We start from the raw sequence: 18,936 nt of genomic DNA, 5'->3' as shown, positions 1-18,936 counted from the left end.
GGCTTGCGCGCGCTTGCCTGCTGTTCACATGGCGAAACCCTTCGCGTGATGGCCGGGGGTCTCCCCTAGGCTGGTCCCGTGACCCCCGCAGACCTCTCCCGTTGCGTCGTACGCGCCGTGCGCTGCGCCGTCGAGGACGGGGAGCTGGCGGCGGAAGGGGACGTTCCGCAGAGGGTCGTCGTCGAGCGGACGCGGCCCGGTGGGGTGGGGGAGTACGCCACCCCCGTCGCCTTCCAGATCGCGAAGAGTGCCGGACGGCGACCGGCCGACGTCGCCGGCGTGCTGGCCCGCAGGCTGGCCGGTGAGCCCGGGATCGAGTGCGTCGAGGTCACCGGTGCCGGTTTTCTGAATTTCGTGTTGAGTCCGGCCTCCGCTGCGCAGATGGTGAGTGCCGCGAAGGCCGCCTACCCGCGCTGCGATGTCGCCGCCGGCGTTGCCGCGGACGGAGTCGCCGCGCCCGGCCTTGCCCCGGCCGGTGAGCTGCGGGCGCGCCTCCTCGGGGAGGCCGTTGCGCGGATCGAGGCCGTACAGGGACTCCCCGCTCGCCCGCCCGCGCACATCGCGCCCGTCGCCCAGCGGGACGGGGACGTCGTGGCGCGGTACGGGGCCGGCGCCGCGGCCTGGGCCATGCTCACCGTCCCCGCGCGCGAGACCCCCGTTTTTTCCGACGTGCTGCTCCTGCAGGCGGAGGGCAGTGAGTTCTTCCGGGTTCGGTATGCCCACGACCGCGCCTGCGCGCTTGTACGCAACGCCGCTCAGCTGGGATTTCACCCGGAAGTGGGCGACCCGGAAGTGGGCGACTCGGAAGTGGGCGACCCGGAAGTGGGCGATCCGGTAGTGGGCCGCCTAGAAGCGGTCGACGCGCCCGCGCTGCTGCGCGCCCTCGCCGATCACCCCCTCGTCCTCGAAGCCGCCGCGCACCACCGTGCGCCCGAGCGGCTCGCCCGGCACCTCGTCGAGCTGGCCGACGCCCTGCTCGACTTCCAGTACCGCGTACTGCCCCAGGGGGACGAGAAACCCTCGGCCGCCCACCGTGCCCGGCTGGCTCTTGCCGAAGCCGCCGGGACGGTGCTGGCCGGCGGCCTGGCCCTGCTCGGCATAGACGCACCGACACGCCTGTGACCTGCGAAGAGAGATACCGATGAGCCGTTCCGCGCACCCCGCCGGGCCCCGCCACGCCGATGTCCTGCCCGAGGGGCACTACTCCCCGCCGCCCGCCGATCTGAACGCGCTGGACGAGAAGGTCTGGGCTCGGACCGTTCAGCGCGGGGACGACGGCGTCGTCTCCGTGGGTGGCATCGAAGTCACCCGGCTCGCCGAGGAGTTCGGGACGCCCGCGTACTTCCTCGACGAAGACGACTTCCGGGCCCGGTGCCGGGCCTGGGCGCACGCCTTCGGCAAGGACGCCGATGTCTTCTATGCAGGAAAGGCTTTTCTCTCCAAGGCCGTCGTGAAGTGGCTGAAGGAGGAGGGGCTGAACGTCGACGTGTGCTCCGGTGGGGAGCTGGGTACCGCGCTCGCCGCCGGGATGCCCGCCGATCGGATCGCGTTCCACGGCAACAACAAGTCCGAAGGCGAGATCCGCAGGGCCATCGAGGCCGGGGTCGGTCGCATCGTGCTCGATTCGTTCCAGGAGATCGCCCGCGTCGCCCACATCGCCCGTGAGCTGGGCGTACGCCAGCCCGTCCAGATCCGCGTGACGGTCGGGGTGGAGGCGCACACCCACGAGTTCATCGCCACCGCCCACGAGGACCAGAAGTTCGGGATCGCCGTCGCCGACGGGTCCGCCGCCGAAGCCGTGCGGCGCGCGCTCGGGCACGACTCGCTGGAGCTGCTCGGCGTCCACTCCCACATCGGTTCGCAGATCTTCGACATGGCCGGCTTCGAGGTCTCCGCCAAGCGCGTCGTGCGGCTGCTGGCCGCCGTGCGCGACGAGCACGGCGTGGAGCTGCCCGAGATCGATCTCGGGGGTGGCCTGGGCATCGCGTACACCTCGAACGACGACCCCCGCGAGCCGTACGAGATCGCCAAGGCGCTCACCGAGATCGTGGCCCGGGAGTGCGAGAGCGCCGGGCTGCGCGCCCCCCGTATCTCCGTCGAGCCCGGCCGCGCCATCGTCGGCCCGACGGCCTTCACGCTGTACGAGGTGGGGACGATCAAGCCGCTCGAGGGGCTGCGTACGTATGTGAGCGTCGACGGCGGGATGTCCGACAACATCCGGACGGCTCTGTACGACGCCGAGTACTCGATTTCGCTCGTCTCCCGCACGTCCGACGCCGAGCCCATGCTCGTGCGCGTCGTCGGCAAGCACTGCGAGAGCGGCGACATCGTCGTCAAGGACGCGTTCCTGCCCGCCGACCTGGCGCCGGGCGACCTCCTGGCCGTCCCGGCCACCGGCGCGTACTGCCGCTCCATGGCCAGCAACTACAACCACGCGCTGCGCCCGCCCGTCGTCGCCGTGCGCGACGGACAGGCCCGAGTGATCGTCCGCCGCGAGACGGAGGAAGATCTCCTGCGTCTCGACCTCGGATGATGAAATAGGTGTCTCACTCAATGGACCGAGGATGGAAAGTGCTGTCCATTGAGTGAGACTGGTTCCACCCGGTGTGCAAACCGCGCGCGGGTAGCGATGGAATACCGAAAGGCGTAGGTCGAATGATGCGTACGCGTCCGCTGAAGGTGGCGCTGCTGGGCTGTGGAGTGGTCGGCTCAGAAGTGGCTCGCATCATGACGACGCACGCCGACGACCTCACGCAGAGGATCGGTGCGCCCGTCGAGCTCGCCGGCGTGGCCGTGCGCCGCCCCTCCAAGGTGCGCGAGGGCATCGACCCCGCCCTGGTCACCACCGACGCCACCGCCCTCCTCAAACGCGGCGACATCGACATCGCCATCGAGGTCATCGGCGGCATCGAGCCGGCCCGCACCCTCATCACCACCGCCTTCGAGAACGGCATCTCGGTCGTCTCGGCGAACAAGGCCCTGCTGGCCCAGGACGGCGCCGCGCTGCACGCCGCGGCCGAGCAGCACGGGCTGGACCTCTACTACGAGGCCGCCGTCGCCGGCGCCATCCCGCTGGTCCGCCCGATGCGCGAGTCCCTCGCGGGCGACAAGATCAACCGGGTGATGGGCATCGTCAACGGCACGACGAACTTCATCCTCGACAAGATGGACTCCACCGGCGCCGGGTACCAGGAGGCGCTCGACGAGGCCACCGCCCTCGGATACGCCGAGGCGGACCCGACCGCCGACGTCGAAGGCTACGACGCCGCCGCCAAGGCCGCGATCCTGGCCGGCATCGCCTTCCACACCCGCGCCCGCCTGGACGACGTGTACCGCGAGGGCATGACCGAGGTCAGCGCCGCCGACTTCGCCTCCGCCAAGCGGATGGGCTGCACCATCAAGCTCCTCGCCATCCTGGAGCGCGCGGCGGACGGCGAGTCCGTCACCGCCCGCGTGCACCCGGCGATGATCCCGCTCAGCCACCCGCTCGCCTCCGTCCGCGAGGCGTACAACGCGGTCTTCGTCGAGGCGGAGGCCGCCGGGCGGCTGATGTTCTACGGGCCCGGCGCGGGCGGCGCGCCGACCGCGTCCGCGGTCCTCGGCGACCTCGTCGCCGTGGCCCGCAACAAGCTCGCCGAGGCAACGGGGCCCGGCGAGTCGGCGTACACCCAGCTGCCGGTCAGCCCCATGGGCGACGTCGTCACCCGGTACCACATCAGCCTCGATGTGGCCGACAAGCCGGGCGTCCTCGCCCAGGTGGCGACCACCTTCGCGGAGCACGGGGTCTCGATCGACACCGTGCGGCAGCAGGGCAAGGACGGCGAGGCCTCCCTCGTCGTCGTCACTCACCGCGCACCCGACGCCGCCCTCTCCGGGACCGTCGAGGCGCTGCGGAAGCTGGACACCGTCCGCGGTGTCGCCAGCATCATGCGTGTTGAAGGGGAGTAAAGGACCCATGAGCAGCAATCGCACCCATCAGTGGCGCGGCATCATCGAGGAGTACCGGGACCGCCTGCCGGTGACGGACACGACTCCGGTGGTCACGCTTCGTGAGGGCGGTACTCCCCTCGTCCCCGCGCAGGTGCTCTCGGAGCGCACCGGCTGCGAGGTGCACCTCAAGGTCGAGGGGGCGAACCCCACCGGGTCCTTCAAGGACCGCGGTATGACCATGGCGATCACCAAGGCCAAGGAGGAGGGTGCGAAGGCGGTCATCTGCGCCTCCACCGGCAACACTTCGGCCTCCGCCGCCGCGTACGCGGTGCGCGCCGGGATGGTCTGCGCGGTGCTGGTGCCCCGCGGCAAGATCGCGCTCGGCAAGATGGGCCAGGCCCTCGTCCACGGCGCCAAGATCCTTCAGGTGGACGGGAACTTCGACGACTGCCTGGACCTGGCTCGCGCGCTCTCCGACAACTACCCGGTGGCGCTGGTCAATTCGGTCAACCCGGTACGCATCGAGGGCCAGAAGACGGCCGCGTTCGAGATCGTCGACGCGCTCGGTGACGCACCCGACATCCACGTGCTGCCCGTCGGCAACGCCGGCAACATCACCGCGTACTGGAAGGGCTTCAAGGAGTACAAGGCCGACGCTCTGGCCTCCCGTACGCCCCGCGTGTGGGGTTTCCAGGCCTCCGGTTCGGCGCCCATCGTGCGCGGCGAGGTCGTCAAGGAGCCGCACACCATCGCCACCGCGATCCGCATCGGCAACCCGGCCTCCTGGGACTACGCGCTGGCCGCGCGCGACGAGTCGGGCGGCTTCATCGACGAGGTGACAGACCGCCAGATCCTCGCCGCCTACCGGCTGTTGGCCGCTCAGGAGGGCGTCTTCGTCGAGCCCGCCTCGGCCGCCTCGGTGGCCGGCCTGCTCAAGGCCGCCGAGCTGGGTCTGGTCGATCCGGGCCAGACGATCGTGTGCACCGTCACCGGCAACGGCCTGAAGGACCCCGACTGGGCGGTCGCCGGCGCTCCGCAGCCGGTCACCGTTCCGGTGGACGCCGAAGCCGCGGCCATCCGCCTCGGTCTGGTCTGACCACCGCACCACCCGTGCGAGCCGGGTTTCCGGAGGGCGCAAGAAGGCCTTGCGAGGTCTTCCCGAGGCCCTCCGGAACCCGGCAACTCACCCCGTACGACCGCAAAAATGCGGTCGAAGACGGTCGAAGTCGGTCGAAGCCCGCGACACGCATCGTGCGCCTCCTGTGCGCCCTATGTCGCGAGAGAACCTTCCTTCGATACGCTGTACTTACATCCGCCACCGCGCATATGACTGCGGTGCTGCCCCGAGGGCCTTCGGGTGTCGTACGTTCTCCAGTACATTCGCAGCGAGCCAGCGAAGAGCGAAGATCTCGCACAGTCACAAGGAGTGTCATCGGACGATGGCCGGTCCAGCGTTCCGCGCCGCCGCCGTACGGGTGCGCGTCCCCGCCAGCAGTGCCAATCTCGGCCCGGGCTTCGACGCCCTGGGCCTGGCCCTGGGGCTCTACGACGACGTAGTCGTCCGGGTGGCCGACTCCGGCCTGAACATCGACATCGCGGGTGAGGGCGCCGACACCCTTCCGCGGGACGAGAGCCACCTGCTCGTACGCTCCATGCGCACCGCCTTCGACCTGCTCGGCGGACAGCCGCGCGGCCTCGAGGTCGTCTGCGCCAACCGCATCCCGCACGGCCGCGGCCTCGGGTCCTCCTCCGCCGCCATCTGCGCCGGCATCGTCGCCGCCCGCGCGGTGACCATAGGCGGCGAGGCCCGGCTCGACGACGCGGCGCTGCTGGAGCTCGCCACCGAGATCGAGGGCCACCCCGACAACGTCGCCGCCTGCCTGCTCGGCGGCTTCACCCTGGCGTGGATGGACGGGGGCAGCGCCAAGGCCATCCGGATGGAGCCCGCCGAGTCCATCGTTCCGGTGGTCTTCGTACCTTCCAGGCCGGTCCTGACGGAGACTGCGCGCGGCCTGCTGCCGCGCAGCGTCCCGCACGTGGACGCGGCCGTCAACGCAGGCCGCGCGGGCCTGCTCGTGGAGGCCCTGACCAGGCGTCCCGAGTTCCTGCTGCCGGCCACCGAAGACCGGCTCCACCAGGAGTACCGGTCCCCGGCGATGCCCGAGAGCGTGGCACTCGTCAACCGGCTGCGGGCGGACGGTATCCCCGCGGTCATCTCCGGCGCGGGCCCCACGGTCCTCGCGCTGGTCGACAACGACGCGGCCGACAAGGTCGCGCAGCTCGCGGGCGAGGGGTGGGCGGCCAACCGGCTCGCACTCGACGCCGCGGGCGCGAGCGTACTTCCGCTGGGCACCCAGGGCGGCTAGGGCCGTCCCTTCGGATGCACAGCCGGCCAGGGGCGGGCGGCCAGGGCAGGCCGCCCGCGCGGAAGGGCGCGATTGCCGGTGATTGAGAGGGGGAATAACTATTGGATCCGGTAGTGTTAGTCTCAAGTGCGCATCGGAAGCCGCCATGGCTCGGTGCTCAGTGTCCCCATTCGGGACCACCTTTCTTCCGGGAGCCTCCCCGACTGCTTTGATCACTTCCAGCAGTTATGAGCACGCTCCGGAATCGGCGTGACATTCCCACGCTTCCAGCTCGGGGGCTTCTCGCCGGAACCACCCATGCACGTTTCTCTCCGCCGTATCTCTATCGGCGGACCACCGCCCCGGCCGCGGTCCACGCCCCATCAGGTCATGGACTGTTGTCGGACAGCACAACCGGTCGCCGAGCCAGACAGGCCGACGTCCGCTCCAGGGAAGGACCCTTCGTGAGCGACACCACCGATCTGATGGGCGCTGCCGACACCTCTGTCGACACCAGTGCCTCCGCCGCGGGCGCCGCACCCAAGCGTCGACGCACCGGCACCGGCCTTGACGGCATGGTCCTGGCCGAGCTGCAGCAGGTCGCGTCGGGCCTCGGGATCAGGGGCACTGCGCGTATGCGCAAGAGCCAGCTGATCGAGGTCATCAAGGAGGCGCAGGCGGGCAGCGGTGCCCCCAAGGCCGCTGCCTCCGCAGACACCGCCGAGGCCAAGCCGAAGCGCCGCGCCACCAGCAAGGCCCGCACCGGTGAGGCCGCCGCAGAGGCGCCCGCCGAGAAGCAGGCGCCTGCCGCGCAGGCGCAGATCGAGATCCCGGGCCAGCCGGCCAGCGACGACGCCCCGGTCGGCGAGCGCCGCCGCCGTCGGGCCACGGCCCCCACCGGCAGCCCGGAGGCCTCGGCCCCCGTCGCCGTGCAGGTCGAGCAGAAGACCGAGACCGTTCCCGCCGCCACCGTGCCGTCCGAGGCCAAGGCCGAAGCCGCCACCGCGGTCTCCGCCGGTCAGACGCAGGGCCAGGACGGCGAGGGCCGCGGCCGTCGCGACCGCCGTGACCGCGGTGACCGCGGTGACCGTGCCGAGCGCGGCGACCGTCAGCGCGACCGCCGTGACCGCGGCGCCAAGGTCGACGAGCAGGGCCAGGCCGGCCAGGGTCAGGGCCAGGGCCAGGGTGGCCAGGGTCAGGGCGCGCAGGGCGGCCAGGGCGGCCGTCAGGACCGCGCCGACCGCCAGCAGCAGGGCGGCCGCGGTCAGGGCCAGGGCCAGCAGGGTCGTCAGGACCGCCAGGACAGCGGCCCCCAGGACGACTTCGACGGTGAGGAAGGCCGCCGTGGCCGCCGCGGCCGCTACCGCGACCGCCGTGGCCGCCGTGGCCGTGACGAGTTCGCGCCGAGCGAGCCGCAGGTCGCCGACGACGACGTGCTGATCCCCGTCGCCGGCATCCTCGACATCCTCGACAACTACGCGTTCATCCGGACCTCGGGCTACCTGCCCGGCCCCAACGACGTGTACGTGTCCCTCGCCCAGGTCCGCAAGGCCGGCCTGCGCAAGGGCGACCACACCACCGGTGCCGTGCGCCAGCCCAAGGACGGCGAGCGCCGCGAGAAGTTCAACGCCCTTGTGCGTCTGGACTCGGTGAACGGCATGGCGCCCGAATCCGGCCGCGGCCGACCGGAGTTCCAGAAGCTGACCCCGCTCTACCCGCAGGACCGGCTCCGTCTGGAGACCGACCCGGGCGTGCTGACGACCCGCATCATCGACCTGGTGTCGCCGATCGGCAAGGGTCAGCGAGGCCTGATCGTGGCCCCGCCGAAGACCGGCAAGACCATGATCATGCAGGCGATCGCCAACGCGATCACCACCAACAACCCCGAATGCCACCTGATGGTCGTCCTGGTCGACGAGCGTCCGGAAGAGGTCACCGACATGCAGCGGTCGGTCAAGGGCGAGGTCATCTCCTCGACCTTCGACCGCCCGGCCGAGGACCACACCACCGTCGCCGAGCTGGCCATCGAGCGCGCCAAGCGCCTCGTCGAGCTGGGTCACGACGTGGTCGTCCTGCTGGACTCCATCACCCGTCTGGGCCGCGCGTACAACCTCGCGGCGCCCGCCTCCGGCCGCATCCTGTCCGGTGGTGTCGACTCGACCGCGCTGTACCCGCCGAAGCGCTTCTTCGGTGCCGCGCGCAACATCGAGGACGGCGGCTCCCTGACCATCCTGGCCACCGCGCTGGTCGACACCGGCTCGCGCATGGACGAGGTGATCTTCGAGGAGTTCAAGGGCACCGGCAACATGGAGCTCAAGCTCGACCGGAAGCTCGCCGACAAGCGCATCTTCCCGGCCGTCGACGTCGACCCGTCGGGCACCCGCAAGGAGGAGATCCTCCTCAACGCGGAGGAGCTCGCCATCGTCTGGAAGCTGCGCCGGGTGCTGCACGCGCTCGACTCGCAGCAGGCGATCGAGCTGCTGCTCGACAAGATGAAGCAGACGAAGTCGAACGCCGAGTTCCTGATGCAGATCGCGAAGACGACCCCGTCGGGCAAGAACGACGACTGAGGTCGGACACCGCAGTACCAGGGCAGTACCACGGCAGCCCCCGTCGCACCCGCGGCGGGGGCTGCCGTGCGTCCGCGCGCGCTTGCGCCCACGCGTCAGCGCGCGGTGAACCCGGTACTGCGCAGCGTTCCCCGGCCGCGCTGCCGCAGTGGCGATCCGGGTGGTTCCTGTGGGTGTGGAACCCTCCGGCGCATTCGTCCGTCTGTGTCAGAGAACCCGCGGGGTGGACGTCGGGCACAGGAACCGGACGTCGGGCACAGGAACAGACCCAGAGGACCGGACTCAGGACTGAGGAGCGCATGACCGAGGACAGCAGGGGCGGCGGCCGGCGTGCCGCGGGCGGGCGCCGACGCAAACCGGCGAAACGGCGCAAGGCCGTCGTCATCGCCGCCTGGAGCGCTGCCGGAGTGGTCCTGCTGGGGGGCGCGGGCCTCGGCTACTTCTACGTCAAGTTCAACGGCAATCTGAAGACCGTCGACATCGACCAGGCCCTCGGTACCGACCGCCCCCAGAACGTCGACAACGGCTCGATGGACATCCTCGTCCTCGGCTCCGACTCCCGCGGCGGCGCCAATGGCGGGTACGGCCCGGACGACGGCGGCTCGGCCCGCTCCGACACCGCGATGATCGTCCACCTGTACGAGGGCCACGAGAGGGCCGCCGTCGTATCGATACCGCGCGACACCATGACGGCCCGTCCCGAGTGCACCACGGGCAAGGGGAAGACGGACCCCGGCGGCTCCCGCAAGCAGTTCAACGAGGCCTACACCGTCGGCGGGGCCGCCTGCGCGGTCAAGACCGTCGAGAAGATGTCGGGGATCCGCATGGACCACTACATCGAGGTCGACTTCACCGGCTTCAAGAAGATCATCGACACCCTCGGCGGCGTCGAGGTGACCACCACCAAGCCGATCAAGGACGCGTACAGCCACCTGGACCTCCCGGCCGGCCCCAACCAGCTGAACGGTGAGCAGGCCCTGGGCCTCGTCCGCACCCGCCACGGCGTCGGGGATGGCGGCGACCTCGGCCGAATACAGCTCCAGCAGGCCTTCATCAAGGCGCTGATCAAGCAGGTCAAGGGGGTCGGCCTGTTCGACAACCCGAAGAGGCTGCTCGACCTCGCGGACGCCGGCACCAAGGCGCTCACCACCGACAAGGCGCTCGGGGACGTGAAATCCCTCATGGGCTTCGCCCAGGGCCTCCAGGGCATCGACGCCCAGGACATGCAGATGATCACGCTGCCGGTGACGACGGACGTGATCGACCCGGACCGCGTCGCCCCGCTCAAGAAGGGGTCCCAGCTGGTCTGGGACGCCCTGCTGGCGGACCAGCCCATCCCCGCCGAGGCCACCGTGAACTCGACCGGGGACAAGGGCACGGCGGGCGCGGTCGTCCAGTAGGGCCCCCGTCCGCAGGCGCTGCCGTACCGGTGCGGAATAGATGCCGGGCCCCCTCCGTTGAGGGAGGCGTCCTCAGAATTTTGACAGGCAGCCCGGTCCTGGCAGACTGGTCTGTCGGCCCCGGTTCACGCAGTGCGCAATTCGGCTCCTGCGACCCGGCGCCCTCCCGAATCTAGGAGACACCTTGAAGCGCGATGTTCACCCCGAGTACGTCGAGACCCAGGTCAGCTGCACCTGTGGCGCGTCGTTCACCACCCGTAGCACCCTGACCGAGGGCTCCATCCGAGCCGAGGTCTGCTCCGAGTGCCACCCGTTCTACACGGGCAAGCAGAAGATCCTCGACACCGGTGGCCGCGTGGCCCGCTTCGAGGCGCGCTTCGGCAAGGGTGCGGCCAAGAAGTAGCGCGACCCAGGCGCCGGTCTGCGGCCGCTCCCTGTCCACTCGGGGGCGGCCGGACCGGCGCCTTTGTCGTCGTCTCGCCACGTCACCCCGTTCGTACTTTCACCACAGGAGTCCCCGATGTTCGAGGCGGTCGAGGAACTGATCGGCGAACACGCCGATCTTGAGAAGAAGCTCGCCGACCCTTCGGTCCACTCGGATCAGGCCAACGCGCGCAAGCTGAACAAGCGCTACGCGGAGCTGACCCCGATCGTGGCGACCTTCCGCGCCTGGAAGCAGTCAGCCGAGGACATCGAGACGGCCAAGGAGTTCGCGGCCGACGACCCGGACTTCATCGCCGAGGTCAAGGAGCTGACCCAGCAGCGCGACGAGCTCACCGAGAAGCTCCGCCTGCTGCTGGTCCCGCGTGACCCCAGCGACGACAAGGACGTGCTCCTCGAGGTCAAGGCGGGCGCGGGCGGCGACGAGTCGGCGCTGTTCGCCGGCGACCTGCTGCGCATGTACCTGCGCTACGCCGAGCGCGTGGGCTGGAAGACCGAGATCATCGACGCCACCGAGTCCGAGCTCGGCGGTTACAAGGACGTCCAGGTCTCCGTGCGCACCAAGGGCGGCAACGGCGCCACCGAGCCCGGCCAGGGCGTGTGGGCCCGCCTGAAGTACGAGGGCGGCGTGCACCGCGTCCAGCGGGTTCCGGCCACCGAGTCCCAGGGCCGCATCCACACCTCCGCCGCCGGCGTGCTCGTCACCCCGGAGGCCGAGGAGGTCGAGGTCGAGGTCAACATGAACGACCTGCGCATCGACGTGTACCGCTCGTCCGGTCCCGGCGGCCAGTCCGTCAACACCACCGACTCGGCCGTGCGCATCACGCACCTGCCGACCGGTGTGGTCGCCTCCTGCCAGAACGAGAAGAGCCAGCTCCAGAACAAGGAGCAGGCCATGCGCATCCTGCGTTCGAGGCTGCTGGCCGCGGCCCAGGAGGCCGCCGAGCAGGAGGCCTCCGACGTGCGCCGCAGCCAGGTGCGCTCCGTGGACCGCTCCGAGAAGATCCGTACGTACAACTACCCGGAAAACCGGATCTCGGACCACCGGACCGGTTTCAAGGCGTACAACTTGGACCAGGTGCTCGACGGTGACCTCGACGCGGTCATCCAGGCCTGCGTGGACACGGACTCCGCGGCCAAGCTCGCGGCCGCGCACTGACCCTGATCCCTGCTTCACCCCCCCGTACGACAGCAGCCCGGAGGACCAGCGTGAACTTGCTGCTTGCCGAGGTGGCCCAGGCCACCCAGCGGCTGGCCGCCGCCGGCGTGCCCTCACCGCGCTTCGACGCGGAGGAGCTCGCGGCCTTCGTGCACGGCGTCAAGCGGGGGGAACTGCACCACGTCAAGGACGCGGACTTCGACGCCCGCTACTGGGAGGCCGTCGCCCGCCGCGAGGCGCGCGAGCCGCTCCAGCACATCACCGGCCGCGCCTTCTTCCGGTACCTGGAGCTCCAGGTCGGGCCCGGGGTCTTCGTGCCCCGGCCCGAGACCGAGTCGGTCGTGGACTGGGCCATACACGCGGTCCGGGCCATGGACGTGGTCGAGCCGTTGATCGTGGATCTGTGCACCGGTTCCGGCGCCATCGCGCTGGCCATGGCGCAGGAGGTGCCGCGCTCGCGCGTGCACGCCGTCGAGCTGTCCGAGGAAGCCCTGCGGTGGACCCGCAAGAACGCCGAGGGCTCCCGGGTCACCGTCCACCAGGGCGACGCCCTGAGCGCGCTGCCCGAGCTCGACGGCCAGGTCGACCTGGTCATCTCCAATCCGCCGTACATCCCGCTCACGGAGTGGGAGTACGTCGCACCCGAGGCCCGCGACCACGACCCGGAGATGGCGCTCTTCTCCGGTGAGGACGGCCTCGACACCATCCGCGGCCTCGAGCGCACCGCCCACCGGCTGCTGCGGCCCGGCGGCATCGTCGTCGTCGAGCACGCCGACACCCAGGGCGGCCAGGTCCCGTGGATCTTCGCCGAGGAGCGGGGCTGGGCCGACGCGGCCGACCACCCGGACCTCAACAACCGCCCGCGCTTCGCGACGGCCCGCAAGGCACTGCCGTGACCGGCGCGACGATTACCGCCACCCCCCTGCTGCACGAGGAGGCCCGCTGATGGCCCGGCGATACGACTGCAACGACGCGACGGACCGTAAGACGGGTCTGCGTGAAGCCGCATCCGCCGTGCGCCGCGGCGAGCTCGTCGTGCTGCCCACCGACACCCTGTACGGGATCGGCGCGGACGCCTTCAGCCCGGAGGCCGTCCACGACCTGCTCGCGGCCAAGGGGCGGGGCCGCGGTATGCCCACCCCGGTGCTCATCGGCTCCCCGAACACCCTGCACGGCCTCGTCACGGACTTCTCCGAGCAGGCCTGGGAGCTCGTCGACGCCTTCTGGCCGGGCGCGCTGACGCTCGTCGCCAAGCACCAGCCCTCGCTGGCGTGGGACCTGGGGGACACCCACGGCACCGTGGCCGTGCGCATGCCCCTGCACCCCGTCGCCATCGAGCTGCTGACCGAGGTCGGCCCGATGGCCGTGTCCTCCGCCAACCTGTCCGGCCACCCGGCGCCCGAGGACTGCGACGCGGCGCGCGAGATGCTCGGGGACTCCGTGTCCGTGTACCTGGACGGCGGGCCGACGCCCGGCATCCAGCCGTCGTCGATCGTCGACGTCACCGGCAAGGTTCCCGTCCTGCTGCGCGAGGGGGCGCTCACCGCCGACCAGCTTCGCGAGGTCGTACCCGACCTCGAGGTGGCCCCGTGAGCCCTGAGGGGCGTGGCATAGCAGGGGGGCACCACTCGGCCGCCGCCGGGGGAAACACTTTCCGCATACTCCACGTCAGCACCGGCAACGTGTGCCGCTCGCCCATCACCGAGCGGCTGACGCGGCACGCGCTCTCGCACCGCCTCGGCGGCCCCGTCACCGGGGACCTCATCGTGGAGAGCGCCGGCACGTGGGGGCACGAGGGCGCCCCGATGGAGGCCAACGCGGCCGCCGTGCTGGCGGACTTCGGAGCCGATGCCTCCGGATTCACCGGGCGGGAGCTGCTCGACGAGCACGTCATACGCGCCGACCTCGTCCTGACCGCCACCCGCGACCACCGGGCGCAGGTCATCTCGATGGGCCACTCGGCGGGGCTGCGCACCTTCACGCTGAAGGAGTTCACCCGGCTGGTGCGGGCCATAGACCCGGCCACGCTGCCGCCGCTGGACGAGGGCATGGCGGAGCGGGCGCGGTCGCTGGTGCGGGCCGCGGCCGCGCTGCGGGGGTGGCTGCTGGCGCCGTCGCCCGACGCGGACGAGGTGTACGACCCGTACGGGGCGCCGATCACCTTCTTCCGCTCGATCGGCGACGAGATCAACCAGGCGCTGGACCCCGTGGTGACGGCCCTGACGGGTGTGACCACGCCGCGCTGACCCCGCGGGGCGCGCGGGCGGCACCGCTGCGCGGAGCCTTTCTCCCCGCCCGCCCTTTCACCGCTCCCCGGGCACAGCCCGGACCCGCGCCTCACCGGCGGGGCTGACGGTGCGCCTCAGACGCCGGCGGGGCTGACGGTGCGCCTCGAACGCCGGCGGGGCTGACGGTGCGCCTCGAACGCCGGCGGGGCTGACGGTGCGCCTCGAACGCCGGCGGGGCTGACGGTGCGCCTCAAACGCCGGCGGGGCTGACGGTGCGCCTCAAACGCCGGCGGGGCTGACGGTGCGCCTCGAACGCCGGCGGGAAAGAGCGCCTCGGACGCCGGAGTGGTCGCGCGGGCGGGATGCGCGGGCTCGGCCTACAGTGGCTGGTACCCGGTACCACCCTGGAGTCGCGCCATGAGCGTCATCACCCAGCCCACGGACCTGCTGCGCCGGCAGGACCCGCAGATGGCCGACGTGCTCGCCGGGGAGCGGGACCGGCAGGCCCGCACACTGCAGATGAGCGCCGCGGAGAACTTCACGTCGAGCGCCGTGCTCGCCGCGCTCGGGTCCGCGCTCGCCAACAAGTACGCCGAGGGATACCCCGGCGCCCGGTACCACGGCGGCTGCGAATACGCCGACCTGGCCGAGCGGATGGCCGTGGAGCGGGCCAAGGCGCTCTTCGGGGCCGAGCACGCCAACGTGCAGCCGCATTCCGGCTCCTCCGCCGTGCTCGCCGCGTACGCCGCGCTGCTGCGCCCCGGGGACACCGTGCTGGCGATGGGGCTCCCGTACGGGGGACACCTCACCCACGGATCGCCCGCCAACTTCTCCGGGCGCTGGTTCGACTTCGTCGGGTACGGCGTCGACGCCGAGACGGGCCTCATCGACTACCAGGAGGTGCAGGACCTCGCACGGGCGCACCGGCCGAAGGCCATCGTGTGCGGGTCCATCTCCTACCCACGCCACCCCGAGTACTCGGCCTTCCGGGAGATCGCCGACGAGGTCGGGGCCTACCTGATCGCCGACGCCGCCCACCCGATCGGGCTGGTGGCCGGCGGGGCCGCGCCCAGTCCCGTGCCCTACGCCGACATCGTCTGCGCGACCACGCACAAGGTGCTGCGCGGGCCGCGCGGCGGGATGGTCCTGTGCGGCGCCGAATTCGCCGAGCGCATCGACCGCGCCGTGTTCCCCTTCACACAGGGCGGGGCGCAGATGCACACCATCGCCGCCAAGGCCGTGGCCTTCGGGGAGGCGGCCGGGCCGGCCTTCGCCACGTACGCTCACCGGGTCGTCTCCAATGCCCGGGTACTGGCGGGCGCGCTCGAGGAGCACGGGTTCGTCATCACCACCGGCGGTACCGACACGCACCTGCTCACGGCCGACCCGGCGCCGCTGGGCACGGACGGTCCGACCGCCCGCGGACGGCTGGCCGCCGCCGGGATCGTGCTGGACACCTGCGCCCTCCCGTACGGGGATCAGCGGGGCATCCGGCTGGGCACGGCCGCCGTGACCACTCAGGGGATGGGGGAGGCGGAGATGATCCGGATCGCGACGATGTTCGCCGCCGCACTGCACGGCGATGGCGCGAAAACACGTACGGAGGTCAACGAGCTCGTGCAAGGATTTCCCCCGTACGGGGAGTAAGCAGGACAAGAAGGGCGTACCGCAACCGGGATACCGTCCCCTCGCGTCCTCGGTGAAGGGGACATCGCAGCTAATGTGTGGGGCTGAGATGGCCGGCGATACATCTGGGGCAGCCCGTGCGTGAATATCTGCTGACGCTTTGCGTCACGGTCGCGGTGACCTACCTGCTGACCGGGCCCGTGCGGAAGTTCGCGATCGCGGCCGGGGCCATGCCGGAGATCCGCGCCCGCGACGTGCACCGCGAGCCCACGCCACGGCTGGGCGGCATCGCCATGTTCGGCGGTCTGTGCGCGGGCCTGCTGGTCGCAGACCACCTGCGGAACCTCAACGGCGTCTTCGAGCTGTCGAACGAACCACGCGCCCTGCTCTCCGGCGCGGCCCTGATCTGGCTGGTCGGCGTCCTCGACGACAAGTTCGAGCTCGACGCCCTGATCAAGCTCGGCGCGCAGATGATCTCCGCGGGCGTGATGGTCATGCAGGGTCTGACCATCCTGTGGATCCCCGTCCCGCTGATCGGGACGGTTCCGCTCACCCAGTGGCAGGGCAACCTGCTCACGGTGGCGCTCGTCGTGATCACCATCAACGCGGTGAACTTCGTGGACGGCCTCGACGGCCTCGCCGCCGGCATGGTCTGCATCGCCGCCGCCGCGCTCTTCCTCTACGCGTACCGGATCTGGTTCGGCTACGGCATCGAGTCGGCCGCGCCCGCGACCCTCTTCGCCGCGATCCTGATGGGCATGTGCCTGGGCTTCCTGCCGCACAACATGCACCCCGCCCGGATCTTCATGGGCGACTCCGGCTCGATGCTCATCGGCCTGGTGCTGGCCGCCTCCGCGATCTCCCTCACCGGGCAGGTCGACCCGGACGCGCTGGCCCTGTTCGCGGGCGGTGAGCGCAACGCGACGCACGCGATGCTCCCCGTCTTCATCCCGCTGATCCTGCCCCTGACGATCATCGCGATCCCGATGGCCGACCTGGTCCTGGCCATCGTCCGGCGTACGTGGAAGGGCCAGTCGCCGTTCGCAGCCGACCGCGGACACCTCCACCACCGGCTCCTGGAACTCGGACACTCGCACAGCCGCGCGGTCCTGATCATGTACTTCTGGTCAGGGCTGATCGCCTTCGGCACCGTGGCGTACTCGGTGCACTCCGCCACGATGTGGATCGTGCTGGCGATCGCCGTGCTGAGCGCGGTCGGCCTGATCCTGCTGCTCCTGCCGCGCTTCACCCCCCGCGCCCCGCGCTGGGCGCAGAGCCTGGTGCCGCCGCGCTACCGGCACGCCGCACGGGCGGCGGAGGCCGCCGCCGAGGCTGCCGCGCAGAATGCCTCGGGCACGGAGCCGCTGCCCGCCCGGCCCATCGCGGCGGGCGTCTCCGGCGTCAACGGAGCGACCGCCGTCGGCCCCCGTTCGCGCTTCCCCGACCGGCGTAAGGCTGAATCCACCCGCTGACAGCCGCATCGCATGTCGGACAACGACGGCCTTTAGCAGACAAGACGCCCTCTTGTCCCGCACACACGCGCAGGGTCCCTCTCATGTGTGACAGTCAGCACACCCGGCAGGTAAAGCTCTCATCAAATAGTTTGTGATACCGTTCACTAAACCCGGCGACAGAGCCGAAGGACCGTAGTGCGACGGTCCCTTGGCCCGAGGTTCTCTCTCGGACCGGGCTTACGCTCGTCCCGTACGAGTCCAGTGCCCCCACCACCACGCGGAGCAAACCGCCATGCGGTCAGATGACGTCCGACTCCTCCTTCAAGCCGCCGTACCCACCGCTGCCGCCGGCGCTCTCGCCGCCGTGATCAGCGGGCTGGTCGTCGGCGGCAAGGGTGCGATCGGGGCCGTTGTCGCGACGCTGATCGTGATTCTTTTCATGGGCATCGGATTCGTCGTTCTGCAGCGCACGGCGAAATCGCTCCCGCATCTCTTCCAGGCCATGGGGCTCATGCTCTACACGGCCCAGATCCTGTTGCTTTTCGTGTTTGTCGCGGCGTTCAAGAACACCACTCTGTTCCACCACAAGGCGTTCGCGATCACGCTCGTGGCGACCACCCTCGTGTGGATCGCCGCGCAGGCCCGTGCTCACATGAAGGCCAAGATTCTTTACGTCGAGCCGGACTCGACGAAGGGCGACAAGCCCGAAAACCCTGGGCCGAAGTCGTGAAGGGTAGGGCCGGGATAAGTGGGCGTTCGAGATCCTGCTATCGTCCGGTGCCAACTGCGGCACTGCGGGCGCGGGCATCTGAGCTGACGCCTGTTCCATCGCGAGGCTCGATGCCTGACTGCCGCCCCACCATCCGTTACACCAGTCCAGTGCCGAACCGCGGCTGCGCGCCGCGCCGACACAACGAGGTTGCCGTACCTATGCGCCACGCTGAAGGAGCCCTGCGGTGAGTGCTGCTGACATGACGCTCGCCTTCGAGATCAATTGTCATTTCGAAGACGGCACTGGCTGTGGCTTCCCGGCCCCGACCCTGTACTCGTTCCTGTTCGACCCGATCTTCGGTGACGCGGACAGCGGCCTGTACTTCAACAAGACGATGCTGCTGGCCCTGCTGGGCTCGGTCATCATCGTCGGCTTCTTCTGGGCTGCGTTCCGGAAGCCGAAGGTCGTCCCGGGCAAGCTGCAGATGGTCGCCGAGGCGGGTTACGACTTCGTGCGCCGCGGCATCGTCTACGAGACGCTCGGTAAGAAGGAGGGTGAGAAGTACGTCCCCTTCATGGTCGCGACGTTCTTCTTCGTCTGGATGATGAACCTCTGGTCCATCGTCCCGCTCGCCCAGTTCCCGGTGACCGCGGTCATCGCGTACCCGGCCGGCCTCGCCCTCGTCATCTACGTCATGTGGATGTCGGTGACCTTCAAGCGCCACGGCTTCGTGGGCGGTCTGAAGAACGTCACGGGTTACGACAAGTCCCTCGGCGCGATCCTGCCGATGGTCATGGTGATTGAGTTCTTCTCGAACGTCATCGTCCGCCCCTTCACCCACGCGGTCCGACTGTTCGCGAACATGTTCGCCGGTCACACCCTGCTGCTGCTGTTCACCATCGCCAGCTGGTACCTGCTGAACGGGATCGGCATCGCGTACGCCGGTGTCTCGTTCGTCATGGTCATCGTGATGACCGCGTTCGAGCTCTTCATCCAGGCTGTCCAGGCATACGTCTTCGTGCTCCTGGCCTGCAGCTTCCTGCAGGGCGCGCTCGCCGAGCACCACTGAGC

General features: G+C 70.3%; 16 protein-coding genes. All 16 read left to right on the top strand.

What is annotated here, in order from left to right; translation table 11 throughout:
• The first annotated feature begins 78 nt into the window (after positions 1 to 78).
• A complete protein-coding gene (gene nrtL, locus ACWGIF_RS02455) occupies positions 79 to 1,122 on the top strand; it encodes an ArgS-related anticodon-binding protein NrtL (protein ID WP_453489813.1) in 1,044 nt (347 codons plus the stop codon).
• A 19-nt stretch (positions 1,123 to 1,141) separates the two neighbouring features.
• Positions 1,142 to 2,533, top strand: a complete 1,392-nt coding sequence (gene lysA, locus ACWGIF_RS02450; RefSeq protein ID WP_453489810.1) for a diaminopimelate decarboxylase — start codon at positions 1,142 to 1,144, stop codon at positions 2,531 to 2,533.
• A gap of 122 nt (positions 2,534 to 2,655) precedes the next feature.
• The gene (locus ACWGIF_RS02445; protein WP_453489807.1) at positions 2,656 to 3,948 is read left to right on the top strand and encodes a homoserine dehydrogenase; all 1,293 of its coding nucleotides are present in this window, start codon (positions 2,656 to 2,658) and stop codon (positions 3,946 to 3,948) included.
• A gap of 7 nt (positions 3,949 to 3,955) precedes the next feature.
• Positions 3,956 to 5,026, top strand: a complete 1,071-nt coding sequence (gene thrC, locus ACWGIF_RS02440) for a threonine synthase (protein ID WP_453489804.1) — start codon at positions 3,956 to 3,958, stop codon at positions 5,024 to 5,026.
• Positions 5,027 to 5,369: 343 nt separating this feature from the next.
• Positions 5,370 to 6,296 (top strand): homoserine kinase, encoded by a 927-nt coding sequence (thrB, locus tag ACWGIF_RS02435; protein WP_326587996.1) that lies wholly within the window; start codon positions 5,370 to 5,372, stop codon positions 6,294 to 6,296.
• Between the two features lie 443 nt (positions 6,297 to 6,739).
• Entirely contained in the window at positions 6,740 to 8,845 is a 2,106-nt protein-coding gene (gene rho / locus ACWGIF_RS02430; protein ID WP_453489801.1) for a transcription termination factor Rho, read from the top strand.
• Positions 8,846 to 9,144: 299 nt separating this feature from the next.
• The gene (locus ACWGIF_RS02425; RefSeq protein WP_453489798.1) at positions 9,145 to 10,245 is read left to right on the top strand and encodes an LCP family protein; all 1,101 of its coding nucleotides are present in this window, start codon (positions 9,145 to 9,147) and stop codon (positions 10,243 to 10,245) included.
• 184 nt (positions 10,246 to 10,429) lie between these two features.
• Positions 10,430 to 10,648, top strand: coding sequence for a 50S ribosomal protein L31 (gene rpmE, locus ACWGIF_RS02420; RefSeq protein ID WP_030708126.1), 219 nt, complete (start codon positions 10,430 to 10,432; stop codon positions 10,646 to 10,648).
• 117 nt (positions 10,649 to 10,765) lie between these two features.
• Positions 10,766 to 11,845: a peptide chain release factor 1 gene (gene prfA / locus ACWGIF_RS02415; protein WP_453489795.1), complete on the top strand. Its 1,080-nt coding sequence runs from the start codon at positions 10,766 to 10,768 to the stop codon at positions 11,843 to 11,845.
• A gap of 50 nt (positions 11,846 to 11,895) precedes the next feature.
• Positions 11,896 to 12,741 carry a peptide chain release factor N(5)-glutamine methyltransferase gene (prmC, locus tag ACWGIF_RS02410; protein ID WP_362584347.1) on the top strand — a complete coding sequence of 282 codons (846 nt, stop codon included), beginning with the start codon at positions 11,896 to 11,898 and terminating at the stop codon, positions 12,739 to 12,741.
• Between the two features lie 49 nt (positions 12,742 to 12,790).
• Positions 12,791 to 13,438: an L-threonylcarbamoyladenylate synthase gene (locus ACWGIF_RS02405; protein ID WP_301366446.1), complete on the top strand. Its 648-nt coding sequence runs from the start codon at positions 12,791 to 12,793 to the stop codon at positions 13,436 to 13,438.
• Positions 13,435 to 14,091: an arsenate reductase/protein-tyrosine-phosphatase family protein gene (locus ACWGIF_RS02400; RefSeq protein WP_453489790.1), complete on the top strand. Its 657-nt coding sequence runs from the start codon at positions 13,435 to 13,437 to the stop codon at positions 14,089 to 14,091. The genes ACWGIF_RS02405 and ACWGIF_RS02400 overlap by 4 nt, the downstream gene beginning before the upstream one ends.
• Before the next feature lie 399 nt (positions 14,092 to 14,490).
• A complete protein-coding gene (locus ACWGIF_RS02395) occupies positions 14,491 to 15,720 on the top strand; it encodes a serine hydroxymethyltransferase (protein ID WP_453489787.1) in 1,230 nt (409 codons plus the stop codon).
• 116 nt (positions 15,721 to 15,836) lie between these two features.
• A complete protein-coding gene (locus tag ACWGIF_RS02390) occupies positions 15,837 to 17,171 on the top strand; it encodes an MraY family glycosyltransferase (protein WP_453489784.1) in 1,335 nt (444 codons plus the stop codon).
• A gap of 274 nt (positions 17,172 to 17,445) precedes the next feature.
• A complete protein-coding gene (locus tag ACWGIF_RS02385) occupies positions 17,446 to 17,883 on the top strand; it encodes a hypothetical protein (RefSeq protein ID WP_453489781.1) in 438 nt (145 codons plus the stop codon).
• Between the two features lie 241 nt (positions 17,884 to 18,124).
• Entirely contained in the window at positions 18,125 to 18,934 is an 810-nt protein-coding gene (gene atpB / locus ACWGIF_RS02380) for a F0F1 ATP synthase subunit A (protein WP_453490100.1), read from the top strand.
• Positions 18,935 to 18,936: the final 2 nt, after the last annotated feature.

The sequence above is a fragment of the Streptomyces sp. NPDC054849 genome, from assembly GCF_053610945.1.
Note: the sequence above shows the minus strand (reverse complement) of the source record. Positions and strands in the feature narration are given on the sequence as shown.

Coding starts and splice junctions, on each gene's coding strand:
- lysA (WP_453489810.1), top strand. CDS start 1,142: ATGAGCCGTTCCGCGCACCCCGCCGGGCCCCGCCACGCCGATGTCCTG.
- ACWGIF_RS02445 (WP_453489807.1), top strand. CDS start 2,656: ATGATGCGTACGCGTCCGCTGAAGGTGGCGCTGCTGGGCTGTGGAGTG.
- thrC (WP_453489804.1), top strand. CDS start 3,956: ATGAGCAGCAATCGCACCCATCAGTGGCGCGGCATCATCGAGGAGTAC.
- thrB (WP_326587996.1), top strand. CDS start 5,370: ATGGCCGGTCCAGCGTTCCGCGCCGCCGCCGTACGGGTGCGCGTCCCC.
- ACWGIF_RS02425 (WP_453489798.1), top strand. CDS start 9,145: ATGACCGAGGACAGCAGGGGCGGCGGCCGGCGTGCCGCGGGCGGGCGC.
- prfA (WP_453489795.1), top strand. CDS start 10,766: ATGTTCGAGGCGGTCGAGGAACTGATCGGCGAACACGCCGATCTTGAG.
- ACWGIF_RS02405 (WP_301366446.1), top strand. CDS start 12,791: ATGGCCCGGCGATACGACTGCAACGACGCGACGGACCGTAAGACGGGT.
- ACWGIF_RS02395 (WP_453489787.1), top strand. CDS start 14,491: ATGAGCGTCATCACCCAGCCCACGGACCTGCTGCGCCGGCAGGACCCG.
- ACWGIF_RS02385 (WP_453489781.1), top strand. CDS start 17,446: ATGCGGTCAGATGACGTCCGACTCCTCCTTCAAGCCGCCGTACCCACC.
- atpB (WP_453490100.1), top strand. CDS start 18,125: ATGACGCTCGCCTTCGAGATCAATTGTCATTTCGAAGACGGCACTGGC.